The sequence below is a fragment of the Paenibacillus uliginis N3/975 genome, assembly GCF_900177425.1.
In the GTDB taxonomy this organism is placed as follows: Bacteria; Bacillota; Bacilli; order Paenibacillales; family Paenibacillaceae; genus Paenibacillus_AQ; species Paenibacillus_AQ uliginis.
On the sequence record NZ_LT840184.1, the window covers coordinates 5,355,189 to 5,380,314 of the forward strand.

At 47.8% G+C, this 25,126-nt stretch carries 20 protein-coding genes and 1 riboswitch; of the genes, 4 read left to right on the forward strand and 16 right to left on the reverse strand.

The genetic code is table 11. The features are described from left to right. Positions 1–396: 396 nt before the first annotated feature. The 9 genes from B9N86_RS25025 to bcp all read right to left on the reverse strand — a co-directional run bounded on the left by B9N86_RS25025 (position 397) and on the right by bcp (position 12,598). Positions 397–1,764: an NCS2 family permease gene (locus B9N86_RS25025; RefSeq protein WP_208915797.1), complete on the reverse strand. Its 1,368-nt coding sequence runs from the start codon at positions 1,762–1,764 to the stop codon at positions 397–399. A gap of 186 nt (positions 1,765–1,950) precedes the next feature. Then, positions 1,951–2,050: riboswitch (purine riboswitch) on the reverse strand. Positions 2,051–2,293: 243 nt separating this feature from the next. Continuing rightward, positions 2,294–3,832, reverse strand: a complete 1,539-nt coding sequence (gene guaA, locus B9N86_RS25030) for a glutamine-hydrolyzing GMP synthase (protein WP_208915798.1) — start codon at positions 3,830–3,832, stop codon at positions 2,294–2,296. Positions 3,833–3,910: 78 nt separating this feature from the next. Next, a complete protein-coding gene (locus tag B9N86_RS25035; protein WP_208915799.1) occupies positions 3,911–6,211 on the reverse strand; it encodes a transglutaminase TgpA family protein in 2,301 nt (766 codons plus the stop codon). Beyond that, positions 6,183–7,487, reverse strand: coding sequence for a DUF58 domain-containing protein (locus B9N86_RS25040; RefSeq protein WP_208915800.1), 1,305 nt, complete (start codon positions 7,485–7,487; stop codon positions 6,183–6,185). Before B9N86_RS25040 ends, B9N86_RS25035 begins: the two co-directional genes overlap by 29 nt. Then, on the reverse strand, positions 7,484–8,485 hold the full coding sequence (locus B9N86_RS25045) for an AAA family ATPase (RefSeq protein WP_208920732.1): 1,002 nt from the start codon (positions 8,483–8,485) through the stop codon (positions 7,484–7,486). The genes B9N86_RS25040 and B9N86_RS25045 overlap by 4 nt, the downstream gene beginning before the upstream one ends. Positions 8,486–8,669: 184 nt before the next feature. Beyond that, on the reverse strand, positions 8,670–9,848 hold the full coding sequence (locus B9N86_RS25050) for an NAD(P)/FAD-dependent oxidoreductase (RefSeq protein ID WP_208915801.1): 1,179 nt from the start codon (positions 9,846–9,848) through the stop codon (positions 8,670–8,672). A gap of 34 nt (positions 9,849–9,882) precedes the next feature. Then, positions 9,883–10,350 carry a DUF1641 domain-containing protein gene (locus B9N86_RS25055; RefSeq protein ID WP_208915802.1) on the reverse strand — a complete coding sequence of 156 codons (468 nt, stop codon included), beginning with the start codon at positions 10,348–10,350 and terminating at the stop codon, positions 9,883–9,885. 273 nt (positions 10,351–10,623) lie between these two features. Continuing rightward, positions 10,624–11,937, reverse strand: a complete 1,314-nt coding sequence (locus tag B9N86_RS25060; protein WP_208915803.1) for a polysaccharide deacetylase family protein — start codon at positions 11,935–11,937, stop codon at positions 10,624–10,626. 190 nt (positions 11,938–12,127) lie between these two features. Beyond that, a complete protein-coding gene (gene bcp, locus B9N86_RS25065; protein ID WP_208920734.1) occupies positions 12,128–12,598 on the reverse strand; it encodes a thioredoxin-dependent thiol peroxidase in 471 nt (156 codons plus the stop codon). 146 nt (positions 12,599–12,744) lie between these two features. Here bcp and B9N86_RS25070 point away from each other — a divergent pair, with 146 nt between their 5' ends. Both B9N86_RS25070 and B9N86_RS25075 read left to right on the forward strand, forming a co-directional pair. After that, the gene (locus tag B9N86_RS25070; protein WP_208915804.1) at positions 12,745–13,806 is read left to right on the forward strand and encodes an LCP family protein; all 1,062 of its coding nucleotides are present in this window, start codon (positions 12,745–12,747) and stop codon (positions 13,804–13,806) included. Between the two features lie 90 nt (positions 13,807–13,896). Further along, a complete protein-coding gene (locus B9N86_RS25075; protein WP_208915805.1) occupies positions 13,897–15,213 on the forward strand; it encodes a glutamate-1-semialdehyde 2,1-aminomutase in 1,317 nt (438 codons plus the stop codon). A 94-nt stretch (positions 15,214–15,307) separates the two neighbouring features. Here the strand turns inward: B9N86_RS25075 and B9N86_RS25080 are convergent, their stop codons facing one another. The 7 genes from B9N86_RS25080 to B9N86_RS25110 all read right to left on the reverse strand — a co-directional run bounded on the left by B9N86_RS25080 (position 15,308) and on the right by B9N86_RS25110 (position 21,742). Then, positions 15,308–16,576 carry a stalk domain-containing protein gene (locus B9N86_RS25080; protein WP_208915806.1) on the reverse strand — a complete coding sequence of 423 codons (1,269 nt, stop codon included), beginning with the start codon at positions 16,574–16,576 and terminating at the stop codon, positions 15,308–15,310. Positions 16,577–16,697: 121 nt separating this feature from the next. Further along, complete coding sequence (locus tag B9N86_RS25085) at positions 16,698–16,967, reverse strand: hypothetical protein (protein WP_208915807.1); 270 nt, start codon at positions 16,965–16,967, stop codon at positions 16,698–16,700. A gap of 75 nt (positions 16,968–17,042) precedes the next feature. Further along, on the reverse strand, positions 17,043–17,912 hold the full coding sequence (locus B9N86_RS25090) for an inositol monophosphatase family protein (RefSeq protein ID WP_425298554.1): 870 nt from the start codon (positions 17,910–17,912) through the stop codon (positions 17,043–17,045). Positions 17,913–18,160: 248 nt separating this feature from the next. Beyond that, positions 18,161–19,162: a UV DNA damage repair endonuclease UvsE gene (gene uvsE / locus B9N86_RS25095; RefSeq protein WP_208915809.1), complete on the reverse strand. Its 1,002-nt coding sequence runs from the start codon at positions 19,160–19,162 to the stop codon at positions 18,161–18,163. Further along, positions 19,159–19,476: a hypothetical protein gene (locus tag B9N86_RS25100; RefSeq protein ID WP_208915810.1), complete on the reverse strand. Its 318-nt coding sequence runs from the start codon at positions 19,474–19,476 to the stop codon at positions 19,159–19,161. Before B9N86_RS25100 ends, uvsE begins: the two co-directional genes overlap by 4 nt. Before the next feature lie 99 nt (positions 19,477–19,575). Beyond that, positions 19,576–20,670 (reverse strand): D-alanine--D-alanine ligase, encoded by a 1,095-nt coding sequence (locus tag B9N86_RS25105; protein WP_208915811.1) that lies wholly within the window; start codon positions 20,668–20,670, stop codon positions 19,576–19,578. 46 nt (positions 20,671–20,716) lie between these two features. Then, positions 20,717–21,742, reverse strand: coding sequence for an amidase domain-containing protein (locus tag B9N86_RS25110; RefSeq protein WP_208915812.1), 1,026 nt, complete (start codon positions 21,740–21,742; stop codon positions 20,717–20,719). 281 nt (positions 21,743–22,023) lie between these two features. On the opposite strand from B9N86_RS25110, the gene acnA reads away from it, so the two are divergent. Both acnA and B9N86_RS25120 read left to right on the forward strand, forming a co-directional pair. After that, on the forward strand, positions 22,024–24,744 hold the full coding sequence (gene acnA, locus B9N86_RS25115) for an aconitate hydratase AcnA (RefSeq protein ID WP_208915813.1): 2,721 nt from the start codon (positions 22,024–22,026) through the stop codon (positions 24,742–24,744). 200 nt (positions 24,745–24,944) lie between these two features. Continuing rightward, positions 24,945–25,097 (forward strand): hypothetical protein, encoded by a 153-nt coding sequence (locus tag B9N86_RS25120; RefSeq protein ID WP_208915814.1) that lies wholly within the window; start codon positions 24,945–24,947, stop codon positions 25,095–25,097. Positions 25,098–25,126 lie beyond the last annotated feature (29 nt).

The following is a 25,126-nucleotide window of genomic DNA, read 5'->3' on the forward strand; positions in this document are numbered from 1 at the left end:
ACCGAAGTAAGATCGGTTTAACTCACTCGTTGTTCAGTTTTCAAAGGTCAACTTTTCAGTGTCACCAGCGAATCTCGTTCGCCTCAGCAACTTTTATATCATAACACACTCTATCGAAGTTAGCAAGCTTTTTTTGAATTATTTTTTTCAATTCATTTTTACTTGTTCACCGTGAAATTCGTGTGTGCCAGCCGTTGTTCTCGGCCGGAAATATAATATAACATGACACTCACCTAAATTGCAACTGTTTTTCACAAAAATATTGTATCCCAATGCATATATACTTATTCCTTAAATAATCCCTTCATTATATGTGTCTAAATAAGTGATTTGAAATTATGTATTTGAAGAACAAAAAAACCGCCTCTTATAGAAGAGGCGGCTCTGAAATCTTTGTTATTCGATACCCATGAATGCATATCGGAAAATGATAATTACGAATAGTACCCACATCAACCAATGAACTTTCGTGTCACGGCCAGTCATTTTCGCAAAAACAGACAATACCACATGAGAGATGATACCCGCGGAGATACCGTTAGCGATACCACCAGTGAAAGGCATCAAAATAATGGTCAGAAACGCAGGGAAAGCCAAGTAGAAGTCATCCCAATCAATATCGCGCACTTGGCTCATCATCAGAACACCGACAATGATCAGAGCTGGTGCAGTTGCTGCGGAAGGAACAACCAAAGCAAGTGGGGCAAGGAATAATGAAAATACAAACAGTACGCCCGTCGTTACAGAAGTCAAGCCTGTACGTCCACCAGCAGCTACCCCAGAAGCACTCTCTACAAATGCCGTTATTGTACTTGTTCCGAGGAAGGCACCGGCACTTACGCCGCCCGCATCAACCAACATCGCTTTACCAAGTTTCTTCTCGCCTTCCTCTTTGTTTTTCAAGAGACCGGCACGGCCTGCGGTACCAACCAGTGTACCGAAGGTGTCGAACAATTCAACGAATGTAAAGATAAAGATGACTTCTAGGAGACCAATACCGAGCGCTCCCTTTATGTCCATCTGTCCAACCGCGAGGTTATCGAATGAAGGAATCCAGCTCGCATCGCTAAGGCCCGATACATTCGTTACCCCCATAGGAATTCCGATCAGCGTTGTAGCTACGATACCGATCAACAAAGCTCCTTTAACTTTCAGAACCATCAGAATAGCAATCAGGAACAACCCGATCAGTGCAAGTAGTGTATCTTTCTGTTCAATAAAATTCCCCAAAGCCAAGTTAAAGGCTCCACCGGCAACCGGATGACTGATATCCGTACCTGGGTTAACATTCACCATGACCAGGTTAGCCAGTTTCAAACCGACAATTGTAATAAACAAGCCAATACCGACCGTGATTGCAATTTTCAAATTGTTAGGCACAGCGGTCAATAGCATTTGGCGTACTTTCGTTACTGTAAGAATGATAAAAACAATACCGGAGAGGAAAACCGCTCCCAAGGCAGCCTGCCATGTAATGGCTCCGTTCGAGCTCAGTACGACGGTCATAAAGTAAGCGTTCAGACCCATGCCCGGAGCAAGCGCGATCGGAATGTTAACGAACAATCCCATCACAATCGTTACGAGACCCGCACCTACTGCTGTGGCGAAAAATACGCCTTCTTGCGGAATGCCCGCACCATCAGGTCCGAGAAACAGGTTGTTGACAAAAAGAATGTAAGCCATCGTCATGAAGGTCGTCAATCCTGCGATAATCTCGGTTCTGACATTTGTTCCGTGTTCCTTTAGTTTAAAGAAACGCTCCATTGTTGAGATATCCCCCTTAAAATTAGTGACCAACGACGAAAAAAAAGCCCTGAGAAGAATTCTCCCAGGGCACCCGCTTCAAAAAAAGAGTCGCTTAACAACCATGCATCGCACCACACACTTCCATCCGGGACCTGAACAAAATCATTCATTCACACTCCGGATGCAGCATATCCGCATTTGCACCTTTGCAGCTCTTCTTTTCGTAGCCAGATCATTACGGTGACCTTGTAGAGACTCCCGGGCCGATTCCCAGGATTATACGAAAAAGCACTTATCGTTGTTGTCATTTACTAAACTCATTCTAGGACGAAGCTCGAATCTTGTCAACAATAAAAGCGAATGTTAATAGTTTTGATTATTTAAATCGTTCGGAAATTGACGTCATCTTCATAGTGGACGTAGTCAATGAGCCCTATTCCCATAAAAAAACACCCCCAGCTAGCTGAAGTATCCCGCATTTGCAGAATCATCTTCATCCTGGCTGGAGGTGCATGCCGTTCATTCTAGTTCTAAGCTGTTAGAGAGACTACTCCCACTCAATTGTTGCTGGCGGCTTAGACGTAACATCGTAAACGATACGGTTTACGTTATCAACTTCATTGACAATTCGAACGGAAATCTTCTCAAGAACATCCCATGGAATACGAGCCCAGTCCGCAGTCATTCCGTCAATGGACGTTACTGCACGGATACCAACCGTGTACGAATAAGTACGGGCGTCACCCATGACACCTACACTCTTCATGTTCGGCAGTGCCGTGAAGTACTGCCAGATCTCACGATCAAGACCTGCTTTGGCGATCTCTTCACGCAAAATGTAATCAGAGTCGCGGACGATGGTCAGCTTCTCCTCTGTAACTTCGCCAAGAACACGGATCGCAAGACCCGGACCTGGGAACGGCTGACGCCATACGATGGCTTCTGGCAGACCCAGCTCTTCGCCGACCTTACGAACTTCATCCTTAAAGAGCGCCTTGAGCGGCTCGATCAGTTGGAATTTCATATCTTCAGGCAGACCGCCAACATTGTGATGAGACTTAATGGTCTGCGCCGTATCTGTTCCACTTTCAACAATGTCTGTATACAGTGTGCCTTGAGCAAGGAATGCGAAATCATCAAACTGAGTTGATTCCTCATCAAACACATAGATAAACTCGTTGCCGATAATTTTACGTTTTTGTTCCGGATCATCCACGCCTTTCAGCTTGGACATAAATCGATCGCGCGCGTCGATTTTGACAACTTTCATATCGAATTTGCCGACGAAAGTCTCCATTACACTTTCAGCTTCGCCTTTACGCAGCAAGCCGTGATCAATAAACATACAAGTTAATTGATCGCCGATCGCTTTGTGGATAAGCTTCGCTACAACGGAGGAATCTACTCCGCCACTCAATGCGCAGAGAACTTTTTTGTCGCCGACTTCTTCACGAATCTCACGGATCTGATCTTCAATAAAAGTTTCCATCGACCAGTTACCTTCACATTGACAAACTTCATAAAGGAAATTGCGGATCATTTCATTACCGTGTACAGAGTGGCGAACCTCAGGGTGGAACTGCACCGCATACAGCTTCTTCTCTTCATTACTCATCGCTGCAATCGGAGCGGACTCCGTACCAGCATCCAGTTTAAACCCGGATGGCAGGGAAACCACATGGTCGCCATGACTCATCCATACCGTTTGCTTCAACTCCAAACCTTCTACCAATGTAGTGCCTGCATTAAACTCCAGATCAGCTTTGCCGTATTCGCGCTTTGAAGAACGCTCAACTTTGCCGTCCAGCTGTTGTGCCATCAGCTGCATACCGTAGCAAATTCCGAAGATCGGAAGTCCAAGATCGTAGATAGCTGGATCTACATGCGGTGCATTTTCTGCATACACACTGGATGGACCGCCGGAAAAGACGATACCCCGTGGTGAGAGTTCTTTGATTTTGTCAACTGGCGTGTTGTAAGGCAAGAGCTCACTGTACACACCAAGATCACGAATGCGTCGTGCTATTAATTGATTATACTGTCCACCGAAGTCCAAGACGACGATGATTTCATTAGGTTTATTCATTACCGGGCCTCCCTTGATTATTGAGATTAATTATACGCAACCCCAATTCATACCGTCAAGAAAGGGGAGGTGTAGATTTCATACCAGTTTTTTGGCAATCGTACGGCATTGGCGTAAATAGAGTCTCTTTTCGGTTCGGGAAAGCGGTTCTTCCTTATACGCGGCTCTTTCCCAAAGGCTTGCAAACAACTGAATTTCCGAACGCAGATCTTCATTATCGATGTTTAAGGATTGTATGTATTTTCTAATCGTAATGCCGGTTTCAATAGCCCCATACTTCTTCTCAAGCTTCTTCCATAGCTTAGCCGATACTGCGGTCAATTTATCCCGTTCTGTAACAGGTACAGCAAACGAACGCACAGCAGAGAACACCGTTTTCCTCCGCACCAGCGCTAATACGGCAACAATCAGGATCGGTAATAGTACCAATACAAAAATGGCGGCTGTCATAAGCTGTGCATCTGTAATCCATGCCTGAATAGAATTCGCTATCATTTGAATCATTTCAGTAAGCCGCCAAGGCGTATCCGAAGGTACTCCCGAAGATGTCTCTTGTGGGGAAACAGCATCAAGCCCGGCGTTGAACCCTGGCGTAGGATCAATAGCAGCCCATCCCTCTCCGGGAAAATAAACTTCAACCCAGGCGTGAGCCTCTTCCTGAGTAACCCGATACGAATCTGTTGTACCGTTAATTTTCTCACCAGGAGCAAATCCCATGACATAACGGGCAGGGATACCCTGGGTCCGCAAAAGAACCACCATCGCCGTTGCAAAATGTGTGCAATAGCCTTCCTTAGCATCAAACAAAAAATGATCGGTAAAGTCCCGTCCAGCCGGAGGGACTTTCGTTTTCAGCGTATAGGTATACTCTTGTTCTAAATAGGATTCGACAGCCATTGCCATTTCATACCTGCCAGTGATCCCTGCCGTAATATCTTTTCCCAGATCACGCACCCGCTGCGGCAATGAATCCGGAAGCTGCAAATAGGTTTTTGCAATCGGTTCCGGATCGGGTTGGTCAGAACGGAGTTGAAGTCTCTCACGAGGGGTCTGCAACCTTGTCTCTAACGTGTAACTGGATATACCGGGGCTTGCTTTTTGGAACCTAAGACTACCGGACTCAGAATCAGCCATGATCCCGGACTCCAGCTTCTTCTCGTCATTTCCTTGAACTCCAATAATTCTCGTAATTAATCCCCCTGAAAAGAGAGGAAGACCCGCAGAAGGTGGAGCTGCCAAAGTAATTTTCTGAACGATTTCATTGGTTGGAATAACCGTCTGTTGCGGTAGCATGCCGCTTAAATCCTCAGCTATTTCAACGCTGGTTCCCGCCATATCTCCAGCAATCCATCGTCTTCCGTCATAATACTGAAGTGCCTCACCTCTCCAGTATGTAGGCACAGACGTTTCCCCCGTGAAGAAAAGATCCTGGCTTATCGTCAGCGGTCCTCCCATCTCTTGTGCCAATGAATCGTATCCGGTCAGACTTACACTTTCGGCCGGCGCATCTTTGCCTGACAACCCTGAGGACCAATCCTGAAGCTTATCAGTTATAGCGGCAATCGTAAGGCCGGAGCCAGTCCGTGCAGGCACAAAATCTCCTCCTGCGCGTATCAGGCTTGTAAGAGCAGCTGTCAGGAGAATTACACATAAACTCCAGCGTAAGATGACCGCCATTGGACGTTTCGGTTTAACTCCGAGAACTTCAAAGCCCGTCTTCGCACTCTCTTCACTCTTCAGCCTAAGAAATAACATCAGGCCTTGTGTGGTTAGAATGAAGCAGGTTGCCCTGAACATATCATCATACACAGGCTGCTCAAGACCCGATTCCAACGCAGCCAAATAGACAATGGTTGCCCCCCCGAACAACCACACCGTCCTGCGATATAAAGCCAGCATGTACACCGCTGACACCATAATCCCCCATCCGAGAAGCAGTACGAGTACTCTCGTCTCCTCACTAAGTTCACTGAACTGCCATGTACCTAAACTTAAAACCGTATTCGTATCTTGAGGAAGGACGTCTTGCACATATCCGAGAAACCACGTGAATGGATCGTTAGAGTCAAACAGCCGCCCCCATAATAGCAGGACGATACAAGCATTTAACGGAAGCCACACCCACTCCCGTATTGTAAAAAGTCCCTGCAGCAGCAAAAAAGCGGCCAGTATGAACAGTGTCTCCAGCATAAGATCATCATCGCCACCCAGTCCCTGTAGGGGGAGGAGCCACCCCGTAAGTAATCCGAATATCGGCAAGCTAATGAACAGCCTCATGGCTAGCGGTCCTGGTGAAGGGCGGAATACCATGCGTAATCCTGTGGATGCTCTGTCTGATGAATTACCCGGGTTAACGAGTAAGCTGCTGATATTTTCCATCCCCGTCACCCCCTCCCCCGCTGGTTGTGATTTCGTATAACTTTTCACCGGATATGTACAACAATCGTCCACCAGCACGGAAATACGGGTCTTCCGATACTTCTCCCATATGTCCCGGCTGTAGCATCCCTCCGTGGGCGTACTGATCCAGCGCCAGTTCAGGAGTAGGCTTTATACTCGTTACCGGAATTGGACTAGTGCAATAGATGCTCACTTTTCTTCCCGAAGACAGTATTTGAATGGCCGATTTCATCAAAGCCGGATTTATCGTTCCCGTTACAACGTGGAGTTCGGTTGTGTGGTCCTCATCAGCTGCAGCTCTCTCCAAAATGTCAACAGCCGTGCCATTGCCGGGTTGAGACGGGACGGAGGCCAGCGGGATCAGCATATCATAGTCCTCACCCCGCGTTCTTTCAGGCCGAACGGATGATCGGCCCATTCCTCCGATCCACAGGGACGGTGTTCCAAGAGTCACGGCCGAAGAGTACAGCAACCCTGCTGAAGCTGCAATAGCATCTTCAAAAGATGTATCGAGCTTTGACCCCACAGAATTCGGGTATCCGTCTTGTGATGTGATCAAAATAATACATCTGTCAATATTCCGCCCCGGTTGAGGAAGAAAAGTCTGCAACTTACCGAGACGGGCGGAGTTTTTCCAATGAATTCGGTTTAAGGAATCACCCGGTATATAATCTCTTAACCCGTGTCCCGGAAGAGCGAATTGTGAAGGACGATGTACGCTATCAACTTCTTCATCCGATCCGTGGGAAAGGTTAAGCATACCTCGCATGCTCAGCGGTCGTGGCAGAACGATCAGTCCTGCAGGGTTTACAACCGTTCTGCCTGAGCGAAACCATCCAAACAGATCTCCCCATTCGATAGATGAATCAATAGACGGCCAGTTTCCTCTCTTCAAGTTTCTGAGTGAATAGGAATAGCTGACAGAACGTCGAAACCCGGGAAACCACAGCTTGCGGACGGTAAACTCTCCGATCCGGTCCGTTAGCATGATCCATGGCAGCGGCATCCAGGATTTAAATTGAATGGTAACCGTGATTTCCGCTTCCTCTCCAGCGTACAGGCAGGTAGGCGATATGTCTCGCTGAACAGCGATGTTCGAGGGGCCGAACCCTTGTAGAAGCGCTCCGTTAAGAAGTATTGCAGAGCAAAGCCACCAAAGAAACTGCAATGACTGGCCGCCTAGCCAAACGTACAGTCCCCAGCTTGCTAGCCATATACACAGCGCCCTCCCCCACTCCAGTCTACGACTGTTCACATCCGGCCTCCCTTTCGACTGCGCTGCCGCGGAAGCTCAAACAACTTGATCAGCGTCTCTATCGTTTCCAGCTGCCCTAATCCCGTTGCACGTGCATCATGGGTCAAGTGAATCCGGTGGGCTAACACAGGACCCGCTACCCGCAGACAATCATCCGGAATAACGTACATACGCCCTTCCATAAAAGCAGCCGCCTGGGATGCCCGCATCCAAGCCAAGGTTCCCCGCGGGCTGATTCCAAGCCGCACACCCTTTTGCCTTCGTGAAGCATCGGCCACTGCAACCAAATATTTTTTAATGCTCTCATCGACAAAAACCCGAGCCGCCATCCGCTGCATAGACACCATTTCCGAGCCTGCCATTATCGGCTTAACGCTTTCTATAGGACTCCGATTGTATCCTCGTTCAAGCATTAACATCTCGTTCTCAATTCCTGGATAACCAAGAGACAAGCGCATTAAAAATCGATCCATCTGCGCTTCCGGCAAACGGCTCGTTCCTTCAAACTCATACGGGTTCTGTGTTGCTAGCAGGAAAAATGGTGAAGGAAGTGGATAGCTCCTGCCATCCACCGTAACCTTACCTTCTTCCATAGCTTCGAGCAGTGCCGATTGAGCACGTGGTGAAGCACGATTAATCTCATCCGCCAATACGATGTTTGACAGCACCGGACCGGGCCGAAATTCAAACTCACCGATGTGAGGATAATAAACCGAAATCCCTGTAATATCCCCCGGCATCAAATCATATGTAAATTGAATTCGTCCAAAATCACAACCGAGACAAGCAGCAACAGAACGCACAAGCATGGTCTTTCCTACTCCGGGCACATCTTCCAACAGCACATGCCCTCCCGCCAGCATGGCTATAAACGTCAATCGAATCTGCTCTTCATGACCGACAATAACACCGCCAACCCGTTTGATTACTCTTTCCAACAGTTCAGGAGCCCACTCCGGATATGGAGTCTCTTCCTGATAAATAGATGAACTGAACAATGGCTTCAAACCTCCGCTTCCCGTTCATTTCCTCTCCTGCTCATTACGCAGAGAGGTTAGGAGAAACTATTCTATGAATAGGTTTTCCAAGAAAGCGGAAAGATAGACTCCCCGGCGGCTTCAAAAAAAAAACGAGCCTCGACTGAGGCTCGTTTGATTTATGTCTTAATTACTGCCAATCGGCTTAGTAAGCCAGTGTGAACAGACCTTTGATGTGGGACAAGTAACGAAGGTTACTAGCTTCCTTCATCATCGTTGCAGGCAGACCTTTAAGCTGAGTTTTGTTGGCACCGATCGTTCCGATCGCGTCCTTGCGACCCAAGCTTCCCAGTGTACCAGAGAACACAGGGATGAACGAAGCCAAAGCTCCGCCTTTGGTATAGGCGTACATATTGTAACCAGCAAGTTCGCCCATCTGCCAAGCTAACTGTGCAGTCGGAGGATAAGGACGTCCTTCTGGACCCATAACTACCGCACTGTCACCAGCCAGGAATACATCCGGATGGGATGTGGACTGAAGGAACTCGTTAACTACGGCACGGCCGCGGTTCACTTCAATACCGCAGTTCGCAACCACAGAATTTCCTTGTACGCCGCCAGTCCATACGAGCGTGCTCGTTTCGAATGTGCTTCCGTCTTTCAGTTCAACCGTTGTACCATCCATTTTCGTGATCGGAAGACCCGTCAGGAATGTTACACCGCGGTTTTGAAGACTTGTCGTTGCACGATCAACCAGCTCAGCTGGGAAGCCTGGCAGGATCGAAGGTGCAGCCTCAACGCAGTACAGATTGATCTCTTCAGGAGAGATGCCGTATTTACGGGCAAGCTCAGTCTTCATGTCAGCATACTCACCGACAAGTTCAACACCAGTCAAGCCGCCTCCGCCAACAACGATAGTAGCGTCAGCTTTGTTTTTCGTTTTGCTGTATTCTGCAATACGGCTTTCCACATGTGCACGCAGGCGGTTAGCGTCATTAACAGATTTGAGGATAAAGCTGTTTTCCTGAAGTCCGGGAATGCCAAAAAATGCGGTTTCACTGCCCAAAGCGACAACCAGCATGTCGTAAGTGAATTGGCCTCCACCTTCCAATGACACGGAACGCTCATCCGGCTTAATTTCCTTTACCGTACCGATGCGCAGATCGACGTTAGCATCGCGGAGCAGTTTATCCAGTGGGAGGGCAACGGCCTTCTCCGAGATGTTACCTGCAGCCAGACGATGCAGTTCTGTAATGATCTGATGAGTCGGGAAACGGTTAACCAATGTAATTTTAGCGTCATTCACGCCGAAATGCTCCCGGGCAGAAAGAGCGCTCAGCAGTCCGCCATAGCCTCCGCCCAAGATTAATATGTGTTTAGACATGACCATCCTCCGTTCTTCAAATAATTATTGAGAATTAACGCTTGTTCTGTTGGTCGCGTTCGTTCATAACGTCCATAAAAGCCTGTGCATAGCGCAGACCTTTTTGAACTTGAGGGTCTTTCAGCATCTTCATCAGACCGAATACGCTGATTGCTCCCTGATCATTCTGATTGTGCACACGGTCTCCGGCTTCGATCGCTGCGGAAGTTACACTCTTCAGCGTATCTGTTACAGGCTTCGTAAAGCCAGTCAGCGAGGCCATAGTGTCTTCTGCAAGTACTGGATCGGTGGCTACCGATTTACCGAAATCATATGCTTTCGTGAAGAACGTAAGCATTTCAGTAAGCTTCGGAAGATTGTCCACGAGAATAGTCAGCGATTCCTGAACTTCCGGCTTCATCAATTGGTCGAACACATCGAGGCGGTCCGTCATCGGAGCTCCTAGATTTTCAGCAACAGTCTCCGAAGCTTCGGATTGTTGCGGACGGGATGTTTCTGTCATTAGAATTGCCTCCTTTACTTTAAATGAGTTCCCAAGAAGAACTTGGCGGCGATTTGAACCGATTAGTTGTAATTTTAGGATAACCGGTAGCTATTATGCATCACTGTCAAAAGTGAGAACTTCCGTTATTCTCTATCGCCAAAATAAAGCAGGGGGAACAATTCCCCCTCCCTTATTAAAACACGTCCGTTGGGATTGTGATAAATATCTCTAACATCTATTAGTCTATAACTTGTGTAACATAATTACAAACACAAAATACGATTATTTTGTCTATAAAGTTACAATTCTGTATACGTCACCGCCTGAAACGACATCCTTTACAGGATGACCGGATATTTCTAAAACATCCCGGATCGGCACCCAGACCGTATGACCGATAAATTTAACTTCTGATACAGCCGTTTTTCCGCGGATTCCGCTCAACGTCATTGTTCCCTTGATAGGGTCGGCCTCCCAACGAGCATCTGTCAAGGATACTTGAACCGTCCTACTCTCAGCTTTCCAAAATACACCTCCCCCGAGCCGCTCAACAGCCGACCTCAGAGGAACCATAAATTTCCCATTCTCCATACGGTATTCTCCGGGAGCAAATTCAGTCGCAAGTCCGCCCATGTCCACAGCCAGCGTCCTGCCCTGTTTAAACAATGCCGCATTATGTGCCACATTCTCCGCAATCCACCGACTTCCCGGCTGTTCTTGTTTCGTCTTTACATTGCTATGAAGCTTGAACTGAACAGGCTCCATCTCCGGCGTCAGGACATCAAAGTTATACCCCTTCTCTTTATAAAAAGCGATGATACCAGGGAGCGCCTTCACCGTTTCCTCATGTCCTGCCCCATCATGCAGCAGTACGATCGCCTCATTACCGCTTACAGGGGTTGTTGCTCCTTTTAAAATCTCCTCTGCAGGAACTCCTCTACGTTTAGAATCACCACTGTCCACATTCCAATCAAACACCTGATACCCTCCCTGCTTCAACAGTCGGAAGTAGGTTTCGTCAAATTTGCCTGCCGTCCCGCCCGGAGCTCTTACAAGCTGCGGCCTGACTCCAGTAATGAGCCTAATAGTCTCTTCGGTTTGTTTGACCTGTCTCCAAAACTCTTGAAACTTCTCATAGAGTTTGTTGTATTCGTGATTATATGTATGATTGCCAATAGCATGGCCCTCTTCAAATATTCTTGCAATCAACTCCGGACGAACAGCAGCCTGCTCTCCAAGCACAAAAAACGTAGCTTTTATTCCCGATTTTTTCAATATATCAAGCACCTCTCCAGTGAGTCCGGAAGGACCGTCATCAAAGGTAAGGTACACTGTTTTAGCAGAATGTTTCTTCTCTTTAACAGCAGTTGCAGGCGCTAAGACCGACTTCGTCGATACGCTTACAGCACCACTGTATACTGTTGCTTCAGATGCGTTATGTACTTCTGCTGTAAAAGGCGCTGCCTCTGCCATATCCTCAGCCAATGATACATTTATCAAAGAATGTCCTGGCTGAAGGGAGGTCATGAAACCGGTCAAAATAAGAACTGCTGCCAGAACGAATAACAGTGCGATTCGAGTAATGATTACAACGTTTTTATACATATAAACTACCTCCACCATTTCTATGAGTTCGGTTTGGCTTTCTGATAGATTATATGGAGAGCTATTCAAAAAAAGACTAGAATCTTTATTAAAGAGTTTGGCCCGCCGCGGCGAGGATCTTTCCCTACATAAAAAGCGGTCCCCATGGCCTGTACAGGCATGATGCGGGACCGCTTTTTATATGATTAGATTATGACTGTACAGCTTGAAGCACCTCTTCGGCATGACCGGCAACCTTTACTTTGCGCCATTCCTTTACAAGCCTACCTCTTTCATCGATTAGAAATGTGGAGCGGACAATGCCTTCAAATTCGCGTCCGTACATCTTCTTCAGCTGCCATACGCCGAACAAAAGACTGACCGTATGATCCTCGTCGGATAGTAACAGAAAAGGAAGGTCATACTTTTGAATAAACTTATGATGCGATTTGAGTGGATCTGCGCTTATGCCAAGGACAACAGCCCCTGCTCGCTCAAGCTCCCCGTAGTTATCTCGGAAGCTGCATGCCTCGTTGGTACATGCGGGTGTCATATTTTTTGGATAAAAATATAAAACGACCTTCTTCCCCCGGAAATCACTTAGAGAAACGCGCTCTCCGTTCGAGGCTGGGAGGGTGAAGTCTGGAATTTCACTGCCGATCTGTACTTGAATTTGAGTCATTTTTGCAAGTTCATCTCCTTGTGGGACGAGGTTTTTGCCCGTAAAAATTGATTGTCTTTTCAAAAAAAATTATAATGGAATGAATGCGGATTTTTCAAATGTAATACCAAATTATTCATCAAGCGTAATCCGAAAGGAAGAACTCAATGAACAAAAGAACAAAAAAGACAATTATATGGACCGTAAGCATTATTATTGCCGGTATTCTAGGCTATGGAACTTATTATGTTTCATCCATCTACAGCGGTCTTGAAGGTCTGCAAAAGAAAGGGGAAGCCTCTCCTTTCCGGGAGATTGAAAAGGTCGATGCCAAAGCACCGGAGCCCCCAAAATGGGAAGGAACAGAACCTGTTAACATTTTGCTCATGGGTGTGGATGCCCGCGGTTTTGAAGAAGGCGAGATTCCGCGTTCGGACAGTATGCTCGTTGCTTCAATCGATCCAGTCCAAAAGAAAATACATTTGTTCTCCATCCTCAGAGATACATATACAGAAATTCCCGGACACAGCCAGAACCGGATTAACACCGCCATCACCCATGGTCCTAACACGGCTATGAAGGCTGTCGGAGATCTGCTCGGCATTCCTATTCAATACTATGTGTACACAGACTTTCAGGGCTTTATGAAGCTGGTGGATTCCGTCGGCGGCGTAGAATTTTACGTAGAAAAAGACATGAAGTATTCCAGTAAGGCTGACAAGAACGAGTACGACATCGATTTGAAGAAAGGCATGCAGCATCTTGATGGCAATAAAGCGCTGCAATATGCACGTTTCCGTTATGACAAAATGGGCGATTTCACCCGTACGGAACGTCAGCGCGAACTGATGAAAGCTGTAGGCAAAAAAATGCAGTCCACCACGTCCATCATGAAGATGCCGGAGATTCTGAACGCGGTAAGTCCTTATATTGATACCAATATGGACGTCAATGATATGTGGAAACTTGCTAATGTAGCATATCAGAGTAAAATGAAAGGCAGCGAACAAGTTCCCCCAATGAAACTGTTGGTTGAAGCCAATATCGGCGGCGCTGCGGTTCTGACTGTGAAAGATCCGGGTACACTGAAACAGTATGTCCAAGATGTGCTGAATTCTCCAGTGTCTGAATCCGAAACAAACAACAGTGATACAGAATCGGGTAAACAGAGTGATAAACAGGATGCAAAAACCACGAATAATGCCGGTCTATCCTCGGATTCCAACTGACCTTCGCAACATAACTAACATCTTATAACAAGATCAGGACAGGCCGCGAATCGCAGCCTGTCCTGATTCATGAAGAAAGGAACTCTAAAAATGTCTAAATCTAGAAAACGATCGGAAGTATTGTACCAAGAAGCGCTTCAGCATATCGTCGGCGGCGTCAACAGCCCCTCCCGTTCTTTTAAAGCAGTGGGTGGCGGCGCACCTGTGTTTATGAAACGTGCAAAAGGCGCCTACTTCTGGGACGAAGATGGTAACCAGTACATTGACTATTTGGCCGCTTACGGCCCGATTATTACCGGACATGCCCATCCACATGTGACTAAAGCAATTACGGCAGCGGCCGAGAACGGTGTTCTCTATGGTACACCAACGGAACTGGAGATTACGCTAGCTAACATGTTGAAAGAAGCCATCCCTTCCCTCGACAAAGTCCGGTTCGTCAATTCTGGCACAGAAGCCGTGATGACTACGATACGTGTTGCGCGTGCATATACAAAGAGGAACAAAATTATTAAGTTCGCCGGCTGCTACCACGGCCATTCCGATCTCGTGCTAGTTGCCGCAGGTTCCGGTCCTTCCACGCTTGGCATCCCGGATAGCGCCGGTATCCCGACAAGCATTGCCCACGAGGTTATCACCGTTCCGTTCAATAACCTGAACGGTCTGCGCGAAGCGCTTGATAAGTGGGGCGAAGATGTCGCTGCCGTCATGGTTGAGCCGATCGTCGGCAATTTCGGCATGGTTATGCCGGAACCGGGGTTCCTTGAAGGACTCTGTCAGATGACTCATGAAAACGGATCGCTTGTCATTTACGATGAAGTCATTACCGCTTTCCGCTTCCATTACGGCTCTGCTCAAACGTATGCGGGACTGGATAACCACGAAGCGATTCAGCCGGACTTGACTGCTCTGGGCAAAATTATCGGAGGCGGCCTGCCCATCGGTGCTTACGGCGGTCGCAAGCATATCATGGAGCAAGTTGCTCCGCTTGGTCCGGCCTATCAGGCCGGAACCATGGCAGGCAATCCTGCTTCCATCTCTGCTGGTATCGCCTGTTTGGAAGTGCTGAAAGGCGAAGGTGTATATGAAGAGATGGAACGCTTGACCATCAAGCTTACTGAGGGCTTGAAAGCATCTGCTGATCGAAATGCCATCCCACTCACGATTAACCGGATCCGCGGCTCCTTCTCGGCACATTTCTGCGACCACCCTGTAACTAATTACGATGAAGCACAGGATACAGACGGTGAAGCATTTGCAGCCTTCTTCCGCCACATGCTTGACCGCGGCATCAACCTGGCACCATCTAAGTATGAGGCATGGTTCCTGACCACCTCGCATACCGAAGCAGACATTGACGCTACTCTCGCAGCTGCAGAAGAATCGTTTAAGGCGATGAAACAATAGAATATATGACTTAAAAAAAGAGCTGTCCCAGGTTGTTAACCTTAGGTACAGCTCTTTTTTAATTAGATGGCCATTGTACTAAATAAAATGTTCATTACGGATTAATAAAGACAGTTCTGAGCTTTGAATTATACTGAACATCAAACCCTAGCCCTGAAGCCAATACCGCCAGAGGAACATATGTCTTCTGCTCTTTGCCTACCTTGTGTAAAAAGGCTGGTGTATCGATGCTAACAGGAGTTCCGTTCACTTTAACAGACTTCGAACCGATCTTGATCACAACTTCTTTGTCACCGTAGGTGATGGTCGCGCTGGAAGTTTTGTTACTCCACTTGCTCTCTGCTCCGACAGCATTTACGATATCTTGAATAGCTACGAAATTTTGATTTTTAACCATCACCGGTTTGTAAGGCGTCTTGATTTCTTTACCGCTGACGATAATCCCCATCGGCTGCTCTGCTTCGTATACAACAGGTTTGGTATAACCGCCCCAGATTGTTTCCGAGAAAACACGTGCCATTACTTCATAACCGTACTGATTCGGATGAATATCTTCCTTCAAAATATGAGTCATCGTCATTTCAGACCCGACAAACTCCTTGGCCACATGCGCTACTTTAACGGTTATTCCGTTCTTACCAAAAGTTTCTGCCATTCCATCAACCAGCTTAGTAAACTGGTCTGCTGCTTCTAACAGCTTCGGATAAACAACTTTATCCGCCATTTTCGGAATCGGCTGATACTGATCTGCCAGCACGATCACAGCATCAGGATTGATGCTGTGTAGATTATTTACCACTGCTGTTACATTGTCAGTATATATCTTCAGCACTTCCTCAACACGGGCCATAAGCTCCTCCGTAGTTAACGTGCCTGCCGTCTTCACCAGCCCCATCATATCGTTACCGCCAATGGTCACTGTAATGACATCCGCACCGGCAATCAGCGTTTTAGCCTGAGCAGCTTCCGAGCCGATAGTAGCAACACGAGGATCCTGCAATCCGCTCTGGATATCATTTGCTGAAATCGCGCGTTCATCAACAATGGCTTGAACATATTGATGAAGCCCATCTGTCTTAAGGCCGGCTATACCAAGATTAACGACTTCCGTGCGGCTATGGTATAGTCCCTGCTCCAGCAGACGTTCTACGAAACCGTAAGGCTTCGAGTTCATGTCCATCCCCGGTTCATAACCTACCGTAAGCGAGTCTCCTAAAGAAACGATGCGGTATGTATTATCGTTTTTCGCTAACTGCTGCTCCTGAGCAGACGCTGGCGCTACCGCCCATGATCCCAATAACAGCATAGCCATCAGCATGATGGTGGTGACTGGAGCCAAACCCTTTTTCCAAACTTGCAGCATTGTTACACCCCTTTAGCTAAAATATCCAACATGTCAATTTTACCATATCCATTTCAGAATACCGAATATAGAAATTAAAAAAGCAGCCCCTGAAGGGAACTGCTCTTTCGGTGAATATCGTCTATGTGCTGCTACCGGAATCTGACGAACCGTCATTATTACCGCCTGCCCGCTCCATATATTTATCATACCGGTCATCCATCTCCTTGGCGATGCTACGGTACTTACGGGTTTCCTCTACAATCGGATCCAGCGTCGTTTGAACACGAACCTCATACTTGGGTGGAATGAGGCGACGGCCCTCCTCCTCCTTGTTCTTCGATTCCATCTCACCATCCGTCAACAGTTCACTGAGCTGCCGCTCCAAATCCTGATCCCGCTTATCATTCATCACAGACACTCCTTTATCTGTTGTGGTAGAGGGTACAAATCACAAATCTTCTCTTTTACTTCTTTACGTCTTGATCTAGTCTTTCCTGAAACCCGTCGCCTCTGCCTCGGATAAGGTATCCAGCACGCTTTCATGTATAGCTCCGTTTGTGGCTACAACATTACGGACAGCTAGGTCGTAAGGCCGGCCTTCGGTATCAGTTACCTTTCCGCCCGATTCCTGGATGAGCAGAGCACCAGCAGCGACATCCCAAGCATTCAATCCGAGTTCCCAGTAACCGCTCAGACGGCCTGCGGCAACATACGCCATATGAAGAGCAGCAGATCCGCCTCCACGCACATTACGAACCTTCGGAAGAAGCGCCTGAAGTCCTGCCATGTTTTGCGGTAAATTGAAAGATGTATCCATCGGGAAGCCGGTAGCCAGCAGGCTTTGGGATAACGACGATTCCTTGGACACCAGGGTAGGATTCCCGTGGACATATGCCCCTTTCCCTTTCTCTGCAATAAACAACTCGTCACGCGACGGATCGTATACAACACCAACGATAACTTCGCCTTTGTGAGCCAGTGCAATCGATACCGAATAAAAAGGAAAGCCATGAACATAATTAGTCGTCCCATCAATCGGATCAACAATCCACAAATATGGTTCTTCTTTCGCAGCTTCCAGTGCTTTCATGGAAGCCTCTGCTCCCGGTTCAACACCCTCTTCACCCAAAATGGCATGGTCCGGAAAGTGGGTCAAAATCAGCTTGCGGATCATCTGCTCCGCACCCTTGTCCACCTCGGTTACCAAATCTTGAGCAGAGGTTTTGGTGCTGAGCTGTTTTACGGTTCCAATCCTGCTCTTGATCCATTCCCCTGCTTTTGCAGCACAGTTGATCGCAACGGCTGTGTAACTTTTGCTGGTTACCACATAAGGTACCTTTTCTTTTTTATTCAATGCGTTCACTCTACTTTCTATATGAATCTTAATTAAGAGATTTATATTATCCTATTCATTTTATACGAGAGAAGTAAGGGCATGTTTCGCGAATAATGCCTTTGTTTCAAATTGTGCTTCAATTCAACAAAAGTCCGTTCCGTGCTGCGCTTTTCAGAGCCTGCCAAGAACGAACCTTCACCAATCCTCTATATTTCAAACGTTACCGTAATTCCATCTCCGATGCAAGTCGACTGGGTCCGGAAGCCTTAGGGAGTGATTTCAACAGAGGCACCGTTCACCATTCTAACCCCGTCGTTCTCATAGCGCGATAGATCTTTCATTAACCCGAACAAGGCGCCGTCTTTCAGTTTTGCTTCGATCATCACATCAAGATGCTGCGTAACTCCAGCGATTTTTCTCAAAAAAGACAGCAGCGGCACAACATCCACACCATCAGCATGACTTCGGATATCGGTAGGGCTTTTCGGGCTGGACACATGAATCTTCGGAGGCAAAGGATGATCCGGCTCAGAACCGGCTTGTGCCAAAGTTGTGTCCCATGTAGGGAGAATTTCGGGCCACAGCTCCCAAGGAGCTTCCCCCTCATTGTTCACCCACTGGTGATGAATATCGAGTACCATCGGCAGTCCCAATTTCCGGCATACAGCGAGCGTCTCCAGAGCATTAAACGTCTTGTCGTCATTTTCCAGCGTAAGACGTTCCTTAATATTCTGATCCAGTAGCTGAAAATGCTCTTCAAACCTTGCGGCCGCAGAAGGCTTGTCCCCATACGCACCGCCGATATGAATATTGTTCTTCATGGATGCACTAAGCCCCATCGCCATCATCATGTTCGTATGATGTCTCAAATCTCGTATGGAATTATCGAGCACCTCAGGACGGGGCGTGCTCAGCACGGTAAAATGATCCGGGTGGAAAGAAACCCTCATCCCGTGCTGCTTCACAAACTGGCCAACTTCGGCAAATCCTTCTTTAAGTGCAGGATATGGTTCCCAATCGCTAAGATCTCTGTGTGTACCGAGAGGAATGAATTTAGATGTCATACGGTAGACTTGAATATCATGAGCGAGATTATGTTTTAGCAGACGCAGCGTATTGTGCAGATTCTCGGCAGCCAGACGCTCCAGTTTCCGGATCGCCGCCTCACGGTCATCCAGCTTTATGAAACTCTTCATCGTCATCGTCTTGGAGGGCGAACAATTCTGAACGACCGTGGACATGGCCACATATCCGAACCTTACAATCATGCCTGGTTTCCGAAAAACATTTCGTAAGCCAGATCCGTCTGCACTTTGGACTCCTCGTCGGTCAGTTTGCGTACAAGCTGCAGCTCGACAGAAGTCACTTCACGGCCCTGAAAGTTGATCTCTGCCACACTGGCCGTGATCAATACAATCGCAACCGCTTTGTTGTCAGGGGTATAGGCAATCACCTTTTGTCCTGCTGGAAAAACACGAAGCCCTTCCTTCAGCATTTTTCCCCGTCCGTATTCCAGAAGCTCGTAAAGCTCCTGCTCATTCTTAAACTTACAAACGGAATTGAACTCGGTTTGAAATCCCATGCGCCAGCCTCCCTTTCCGATATAAAAGATTAGAATCAAGGGGAGCCGTGATATGCGCGGACTCCCCTTGGTATTCACTTACTATAATACTTTTACTTCTTAAGCTTCATTCTCGTAAACCAATGCCTGCTTGCGGTTATGCCGCTCGATTCCCAGATCAATCATCCGGTCAAGCAGTTCGCGGTAAGATACGCCAGTCTCTCTCCAGAGCAGCGGATACATACTGTAAGGTGTAAAGCCCGGCATTGTATTCACTTCATTAATAAGAATAGCACTATCCGAGCGCCGAATAAAGAAGTCAGCCCGCGTAATACCATTGCCTTCAATAGCTTTGAATGCCGTAATGGCAAGTTCCCGCAGCTGATCAGCCGTATCCGGCTCCACCGGAGCAGGAATGAGCATCTCTGATTGTCCATCCGTGTATTTTGCCGCATAATCATAGTATTCACTGGAAGAGACAATTTCACCCGGTACCGAAGCCATTGGCTCGTCATTGCCAAGTACGCTGACTTCAACCTCGCGAGCGTCCACAAATTCTTCCACAATAATTTTGTTATCAAAACGCAGTGCTGTCTCAATCGAGCTTCTCAGTTCCTCAGCATCTCTCGCTTTCGAAATGCCGACGCTTGAGCCCAGATTAGCCGGTTTCACAAAGCAAGGATAACCAAGTTCGTCCTCCATGCGCTGCAGCAGTTCATGACTGCTCCGCTCCCACTGGGATCGGTTGAAATAGCAATATTTGCACTGCGGCAGGTCCACTTGTGCAAATAGCTTCTTCATGACTCCTTTATCCATGCCCGCCGCTGAGGCAAGTACACCCGTTCCGACATAAGGAACATCTGCCATCTCGAATAGTCCCTGAATCGTGCCGTCCTCACCAAAGGTGCCATGAAGAAGCGGGAACATAATATCAACCGCTGTTTCCTCGTTACCGTACAGTCTGCTGAAGACCGCATTGAGCGCAGCTTGTGTACCTTCTCCGTCCTCAAGCTTCAGCTCAGAGGCATCTGAGAACGGTGTAGCGAGCTTGCCGCCGATTCTCCACGTTCCCTGTTTAGTAATATAGAAAGGAATAATTTCGTATTTATCAAAATCGAAAGCGTTCATGACCGCAAAGGCCGTCGAAAGCGAAACCTCATGTTCTCCCGATTTACCGCCATATACTAATCCTACCGTTAATTTGTCCTGTCCCATGCGAAACCTCTCTTTTTTACGAATTGTAGCATATCATGCTGTCACGCTAAAAGTAATCGGGTATATGGTAAAAACGGTACACTGTATTATCATTCCAGGCATACGAGTCACGATAATCCCAGTAACGGTGCTTGCTGCTGACCGTATGAGCGTTCACAAGCGGCATACCGCCGGCATCAAATGCCGTAACGATCGTACTGTGCTGAAATGCTCCGTCACCATCCCAATCATAGACGATGACATCCCCGAGCATCAGCTGCTCCGGACGCTCCACCATTTCCGCTCTTAAACCGGAAGTACTGGTGTTCAAATACCGAGCGAAGCTGTTCGAAACCGCCCAGCTGTAGCTCCACCATTCCCGGCTGTTCACATAACCCTTGTACCACCATCCCGTTTCTCTTTTACCAGTATAGTGGATTGGGGCTTTGCCTGCAAAGAGGCATTGAGAGATATAATTCGTGCAATCCACAGCGAATGTCGTAAACTCCGGGTTGCCCGAATCCCACCATTTATCAGCGTATGAGGCAGCCGCTTCTCGTTCGTAACGGCCTGTGCGTGAATGAGTTCCTGCTGCATAAACTCCATTGTTGATCAGAGGTATGGAAGGAACGGGACCTGAGGCTTCATGATGGGCATTAAATTCCCTATCAGGCTCATTCAAAGGATGTCGTTCATCTTCAATCCGCTCCACGCCAACAATAAGCCAGGCGTCACCGTCGCGTACAACTGTCAACCGTTCCTGGCTGATGGTGTCTTCCCGATGAGTCACGCCTCTTTTTTCATAAAAGAACACCGTGTGCAGGCGAACATCCGCTACAACATCGTCCTCCGTCTCCCGAAGGATTCGGTGGAGCTTCGCTCTTGTCTCGCTCTTCTGGGGAGTTACCTCCCGCTCGGCGTACCAGGCCTGAATGCGGAACTGCCTTTCTCCCCGCTCCATCAGATAATCGAGATCCGTCACGATTTGTTCTCTCAGGCCCGATCCGTAATCCACCCGGCTCTGGTTATATTGATCCACATAAGTATACAAAGCATTTTTCCAAGGTCGCTGTGCTTCTTTCGTTTTCACCATCTTCTTCGCCCCTTTCCGGACTTTCCATCGCCGTCATCATCCCGGGAAGATATACATAACACATTATATGAAGAAACAGGCCCCGCTATGAACCGAGCTTTTCGTCGGAATCGCTGGAAAATTGGGCATAAATAAGCTCGTGGAAATGCGTTATTTCCTGCAAAAAATGCTTTACGTCAGAACTTGTAAACGTTATACTTAAAGTAAGTTAAATTTTGAAATTGTGTTTCACCTAATGAAACAACTGTGAAAAAATCGATATGACTCAAGGAGGTTCATCTATGTCAGTTAAGGACCAATTTTCGATCTCCCGAACGCTTGAGGTGGGCGGGAAAAATTACCGTTATTTCAGCCTACAGGCTCTGGAAGAGCAAGGACATGGCAGTGTATCGAAGCTTCCATTCTCCATCCGGGTATTGCTTGAAGCGGCTGTCCGTCAATTTGATGGACGTGCAATTACGAAAGAACATGTGAAGCAACTCTCCAAATGGAATGAGGGACTGGACAGCAATAAAGAAATCCCATTCATTCCAGCCCGTATCGTATTGCAGGATTTCACCGGTGTACCGGTCGTTGTAGACCTTGCAGCCATGCGTGATACGGTTAAAAAATCCGGCGGAGATCCGAAGCAGATCAATCCGCTCGTACCTGTCGATCTCGTTATCGACCACTCGGTTATGGTTGACGCTTTCGGTACCGACCAAGCTCTCGAATATAATATGAAAGTAGAATTCGAGCGTAACGAAGAGCGCTATCGCTTCCTTCGCTGGGCTCAAACTGCATTCAATAACTTTCGTGCTGTTCCTCCGGGAACGGGTATCGTTCACCAAGTTAACCTGGAGTATCTCGCATCCGTAGCAGCAACGAAGACGGTTGATGGCGAAACACTTGTCTTCCCAGATTCCCTCGTAGGTACAGACTCCCATACGACCATGATCAATGGTCTCGGCGTTGTTGGCTGGGGTGTCGGCGGCATTGAGGCGGAAGCTGGTATGCTCGGACAACCACTTTATTTCGTAACACCTGAGGTTGTCGGCTTTAAGCTGACAGGCAGTCTGGCAGAAGGCGCTACAGCAACCGACCTCGCTCTGACCGTTACTCAAATGCTCCGCAAAAAAGGCGTTGTCGGCAAATTCGTTGAATTCTATGGCCCGGGTCTGGCCAATATCAGTCTAGCTGACCGTGCGACCGTAGCGAACATGGCTCCAGAATATGGTGCTACCATCGGCTTCTTCCCGGTTGACGACGAGACACTCGCATATCTCCGGAATACGGGCCGCCCTGATGATCAGGTTGAGCTCGTGGAAGCTTACTATAAAGCACAGAATATGTTCCGCACAGCTGAAACAGCTGATCCGGAATTTACAGATGTTATCGAGCTGGATCTGGCTTCGGTTGTACCAAGCTTGGCTGGTCCTAAACGGCCACAGGACCGTATTGAGCTCACGAATATGAAAGACAACTTTAACGACATTATCCGTACCCCGATCGATAAAGGCGGTTACGGTCTAAGCGATGAGAAAATCGAGCAGAAAGTAACCGTTAGCCATAAAGACGGTACAACTAGTGAAATGGGAGCCGGCGCGGTTGTTATTGCAGCGATCACGAGCTGTACTAACACATCCAACCCGAGCGTTATGCTGGGTGCAGGTCTCCTGGCGAAAAAAGCGGTTGAGCGCGGTCTGAAAAAACCAGGCTACGTGAAGAGCAGCTTGACCCCAGGCTCCCTTGTTGTTACAGACTACCTGGAGAAGGCAGGCCTTCTGCATTATCTGGAAGCACTCGGCTTCTACGTTGCCGGCTATGGCTGTGCAACTTGTATCGGTAACTCCGGTCCGCTTCCGGACGAAGTCAGCCAGGCTATCACAGATAATGACATGACTGTTGCGGCTGTACTCTCCGGTAACCGTAACTTTGAAGGTCGTGTTCACGCACAGGTCAAAGCTAACTACCTGGGTTCGCCGCCGCTCGTCGTAGCTTACGCGCTGGCTGGTACGGTAAACATCGATCTGCAGAACGATCCAATCGGCTACGATCCGAACAACGAACCGGTATATTTGAAGGATATCTGGCCAACAAGTGCGGAAATCCGCGAAGCGATCGGCCAATCCGTAAGCGCGGATGCATTCCGCAGCAAATACGCGAACGTATTTACTGCCAACGAGCGCTGGAACGCGATTCCTGTACCAGAAGGCGAGCTGTATGAGTGGGATAACCAATCCACCTACATTCAGAATCCTCCGTTCTTCGAAAACCTTGGAAACAGCCTGAACGATATTCAAGATATCCGCGAAGCTCGTGTACTTGCTTTGCTGAGTGATTCCGTAACAACGGATCATATCTCTCCGGCCGGTAACATTGCAGTGAACAGCCCAGCAGGCGTTTACCTGAACGAACGCGGTGTTGCACGTAAAGACTTCAACTCCTACGGTTCCCGCCGTGGTAATCACGAAGTCATGATGCGCGGTACTTTCGCTAACATCCGGATCCGCAACCAGGTTGCTCCAGGTACAGAAGGCGGCGTAACGACTTACCTGCCAACCGACGAAGTGATGTCCATCTACGACGCTTCGATGAACTACCAAGATGGCGGTCAGAATCTGATCGTTATTGCGGGTAAAGAGTACGGTACAGGCAGCTCCCGTGACTGGGCGGCAAAAGGTACCTACCTGCTTGGCGTCAAAGCTGTACTGGCAGAAAGCTTCGAGCGGATTCACCGTTCCAACCTTGTAGGCATGGGTGTTCTGCCACTTCAGTTCCAGGAAGGACATGGATGGCAGAACCTTGGGCTGAACGGACGTGAGACATTTGATGTTCTCGGCCTGGACAACAACGTGAAGCCGGGTCAAGAGCTGACCGTTGTCGCCACCCGCGAAGACGGCACTCGTTTCGAAATCCCTGTCATTGCTCGTCTGGACAGCATGGTCGATGTGGACTATTACCATAACGGTGGTATCCTGCAAACGGTGCTTCGCCAGATGATCGCAAATAACCAGAAATAACACATATGACCGGCGCTTTAGCCTTAGTAAAAAATCCCCATCTTCTTTTCAGGAAGGTGGGGATTTTTGTATTTACTAAGACTTTTCTCCCCTTTTTGGTAAAAAACGTTTCATAACTCATCGCAGGTGGTTAAAATGTAAAAAATCATTTTTTAAATCCGGTATATCTATACAAATCCCGGTATTAGGAGGATCGTCACATGCTGACTGTACATACGATGGTACCGTTCCATCACCAGTACCCACGGCCACAAACCGTTAATACCATCAAGAGGGAACAGACTGGGAAGAAGCGCATTACCTTTCATGAAATTCTGAAACAGAAAATGAAAGAGAAAACAACGAAACGTTAATATATACCGTTAACCGTACCTATGATTCC